Source organism: Streptacidiphilus neutrinimicus (assembly GCF_000787815.1).
GTDB classification, from domain to species: domain Bacteria; phylum Actinomycetota; class Actinomycetes; order Streptomycetales; family Streptomycetaceae; genus Streptacidiphilus; species Streptacidiphilus neutrinimicus.
The window spans coordinates 4,978-9,081 of the sequence record NZ_BBPO01000150.1; the positions used below are offsets into that span (position 1 = coordinate 4,978).

The following is a 4,104-nucleotide window of genomic DNA, read 5'->3' on the forward strand; positions in this document are numbered from 1 at the left end:
GGCCAGCACCTCGTCCTCGGACGCCTGCACCGCCACCATGGCACCACCCGACGGCAGCGCCTGCATCAGGCGACCGCGCGCCGCGACCAGCCTCGCCGCATCCGCCAGCGACAGCACACCCGCCACATGCGCGGCGGCGATCTCACCGATCGAATGCCCCGCCACGAAGTCCGGCGTCAGACCCCACGACTCCACCAGACGGAACAGCGCCACCTCGATCGCGAACAGCGCCGGCTGCGTGTAGCCGGTCTGGTGGACCAGCTCGCCATCCGCCGCGAAGACGACCTCCCGCAGCGGACGGTCCAGGTGCTGGTCCACATGCGCGAACACCTCATCCAGCGCGTCCGCGAACACCGGGAACGTCTCGTACAGCTCACCGCCCATTCCGGCCCGCTGGCTGCCCTGACCGGTGAACAGGAAGGCGACCCGCCCCTCGACGGCCGAGGCTTCGACGACGTTCGCCGCCGACTCCCCCGCCGCAAGGGCGCCGAGTGCGCGCAGCAGTTCGTCCCGCTCCCCCGCCACGACCACCGCACGGCGCTCCAGCGCCGCCCGGCCGGTCGCCAAGGAGAAGGCGAGGCTGGGGATGTCGACATCCCCGGCGACCGGCAGCAGCCGCTCGGCCTGCGCCCGCAGCGCGGCCGTGTCCCGCCCGGACAGCACCACCGGCAGTACCGAGGGCGACATCGTCGCCTCGACGACCGCGTCCGTGGAGACGTCCGGCGCCTGCTCCAGGATGGTGTGCGCGTTGGTCCCGCTGAAGCCGAAGGACGAGATGCCGACCCGGCGCGGCGCGCCGGTCTCCGGCCACGCCGTGGCCTCCGTCAGCAGCTCCACCGCGCCCGCCGACCAGTCGACGTGCGGCGTCGGCTGCTCGACGTGCAGGGTCTGCGGCAGCACGCCGTGCCGCATCGCCATGACCATCTTGATCACACCGGCCACACCGGCAGCCGCCTGCGTGTGGCCGATGTTGGACTTGATCGAGCCCAGCCGCAGCGGCTGGTCGGCGGGGCGCTGCCCGTAGGTGGCGAGGAGAGCCTGCGCCTCGATCGGGTCGCCGAGGGCCGTGCCGGTGCCGTGGGCCTCGACCGCGTCGACCTGGTCGGCGGTGAGGCGCGCGTTCTCCAGCGCCTGGCGGATGACGCGCTGCTGGGACGGGCCGTTGGGGGCGGTCAGACCATTGCTGGCGCCGTCCTGGTTCACGGCCGAGCCGCGGACCACCGCGAGCACCGGGTGCCCGTTGCGCTGCGCGTCGGAGAGCCGCTCGACGAGCAGCATGCCCGCGCCCTCGCCCCAGGCGGTGCCGTCGGCGGCGGCGGAGAAGGCCTTGCAGCGGCCGTCCGCCGACAGCCCGCGCTGGCGGCTGAAGTCGAGGAAGGTGTCCGGCGTGGCCATCACGGTGACGCCACCGGCGAGAGCGAGCTCGCACTCGCCGTTGCGCAGGGCCTGCACCGCCAGGTGCAGGGCGACGAGCGAGGAGGAGCAGGCGGTGTCGACCGAGACCGCCGGGCCTTCAAGACCGAAGGTGTAGGAGACCCGGCCCGCCAGCACGCTGGCCGAGGTGCCGGTGCCGAGGTGGCCCTCCAGTTCCTCGGGCGAGTTCATCAGCAGCGCGAGGTAGTCCTGGCCGTTGGTGCCCGCGAAAACGCCGGTCCGGCTGCCGCGCAGAGTGCTCGGGTCGATGCCCGCGCGCTCGAACGCCTCCCAGCCGGTCTCCAGCAGCAGACGCTGCTGCGGGTCCATCGACAGCGCCTCGCGCGGCGAGATGCCGAAGAAGGCGGAGTCGAACTCGGCCGCGTCGTAGAGGAACCCGCCCTCGCGGGTGTAGATCCTGCCGACCTGCTCCGGGTCCGGGTCGTAGAGGGTGTCGACGTTCCAGCCCCGGTCGGTCGGCAGACCGGACATCGCGTCGCCGCCCGCGACGAGCAGCTGCCACAGCTCCTCGGGCGAGGTCACCCCGCCCGGGAAGCGGCAGCTCATCGCGACGATGGCGATCGGCTCGTCATCCGCCACGGCGGTGACCGCGACCGGCGTCGCGCCGGCGGCGTCGCGGCCGAGGAGCTCGGAGCGCAGGTGGTCGGCCAGCGCGTCGGCCGTCGGGTAGTCGAAGACCAGGCTGCTCGGGAGGCTGAGACCGGTGGCCGCGTTGAGCCGGTTGCGCAGCTCGACGGCGGTCAGCGAGTCGAATCCCAGCTCCTTGAACGCTCGGCCGGACTCGACCTTCTCCGTGCCGGTGTGGGCCAGGACGGTGGCGACCGTGGTGCGCACCAGGTCCAGCAGGGCGCGCCGCTGCTCGGCCTCGGACAGGCCGGCCAGGCGACCGGTCGGCGAGGCGGCGGCGGCCGGCGCCTCGCCGACGGCCGGTCGGGCTTCGGGGAGTTCGTCGAAGAGGCGGCTGGGGCGCGCGGCCGTCATGACCGACAGGAACCGGTCCCAGGCGATGTCGGCGACCGTGAGGGCGCCGTCACCGTGGTCCAGGGCCTGCTGGAGGGCGGCGATCGCCTGCTCCTGGGCCATCGGCGGGACACCGTCGCGGCGCAGGCGCTGCTCCAGGGTCGCGTCAGCCGCGGCCATGCCGCCCTGGGCCCAAGGGCCCCAGGCGATCGACGTAGCGGCGAGCCCGTCGGCCCGGCGCTGCTCGACGAGCGCGTCCAGGTAGGCGTTGGCGGCGGCGTAGTTGCCCTGACCCGCGCTGCCGACCGAGCCGGCGATCGAGGAGAACAGGACGAACGCCGACAGGCCGTCGGTGAGCTCGTGCAGGTTACGGGCGGCGTCCACCTTCGGACGGGTGACGGCGGCGAAGCGCTCGGCGGTCAGGCCGTCCACCATCCCGTCGTCCAGCACACCGGCGGTGTGGAAGACGGCCGAGACCGGCTGGTCCAGCGAGGCGAGCAGCGCGGCCAGGGCGTCGCGGTCGGCCACGTCGCACGCGGCGACGGTGACGCGCGCACCGGCGGCGGCCAGCTCGTCACGCAGCTCGGCGGCGCCGGGCGCGTCCGGGCCACGACGGCTCGTCAGCACCAGGTGCTCGGCGCCGTTGCGGACCAGCCACCGCGACACCTCGGCACCGAGCGCGCCCGTACCACCGGTCACCAGCACCGTGCCGGACGGCTGCCACGCGGCGGCCTCACCTCGGGTCGAGCGCACCAGGCGACGGGCGAAGACGCCCGACGCGCGCACCGCGACCTGGTCCTCGCCGCCCGCGCCGGCCAGTACGCCGGCAAGCCGCGCGAGCACCCGCTCGTCGACGGTCTCCGGGAGGTCGACCAGACCGCCCCAGCGGTCCGGGTGCTCCAGCGCCACCACGCGGCCCAGACCCCACAGCTGCGCCTGCTCGGGGCTGGCGAGTCGGTCCGAGCGGCCCGTCGACACGGCGCCGCGCGTCACGCACCACAGCGGCGCGTCGACCCGCGCGTCGCCCAGGGCCTGCACCAGCGTCGCGGTGAGCATCGGCTCGGCGTCCGACGCCGGCAGCCAGACGACACCGGCGGCGGTTGCGTCCTGTGCGGCGTCACGCAGCAGCTGCGCCAGTGCGTCGCGCTCCCGGGCCGCGTCGTCGAGCTCGACCTGCCGGACCTCGACGCCACGCGCGGACAGCGTCCGCAGCACGGCGAGCACGGCCGCGTCCTCGCTCGACCCGGCCGAGAAGGCCACCAACCACGTGCCCGAGGGGGAACCCGAGGCGGCCTGGCGTACCGGCTTCCAGGTGACGCGGTAGCGCCAGCCGTCCACCGTCGCCTGCTCGCGGCTCTTGCGACGCCAGGCGGAGAGCGCTGGCAGCACCGAGCTGAACGGCTGGTCGCCGCTCAGTTCGAGGGCCGTGGAGAGGGCGTCGAGGTCGCCGCTGTCGACGGCCTCCCAGAAGCGGGCATCGACCGCGTCGGTCTGCGCCGGGGCCGGGGCCGCCACGACGAGGGCGTTCTCCAGCCAGTACCACTGGCGCTGGAAGGCGTAGGTGGGCAGGTCCGTCCGTCGCGCACCGCGCCCGGCGAAGAACGCCGACCAGTCCACGGCCACGCCGCGCACGTGGGCCTGGGCGAGCGCGGTCGTCAGCGTGCGGACCTCCGGGCGCTCGGCCCGCAGGACCGACGCGAACGCAGTGCC

General features: G+C 74.6%; 1 protein-coding gene. It reads right to left on the reverse strand.

Annotated features, from left to right (window positions below; genetic code table 11):
* On the reverse strand, positions 1 to 4,104 hold a 4,104-nt coding region (locus TR48_RS37760; protein ID WP_042375345.1), incomplete at both ends, for a type I polyketide synthase.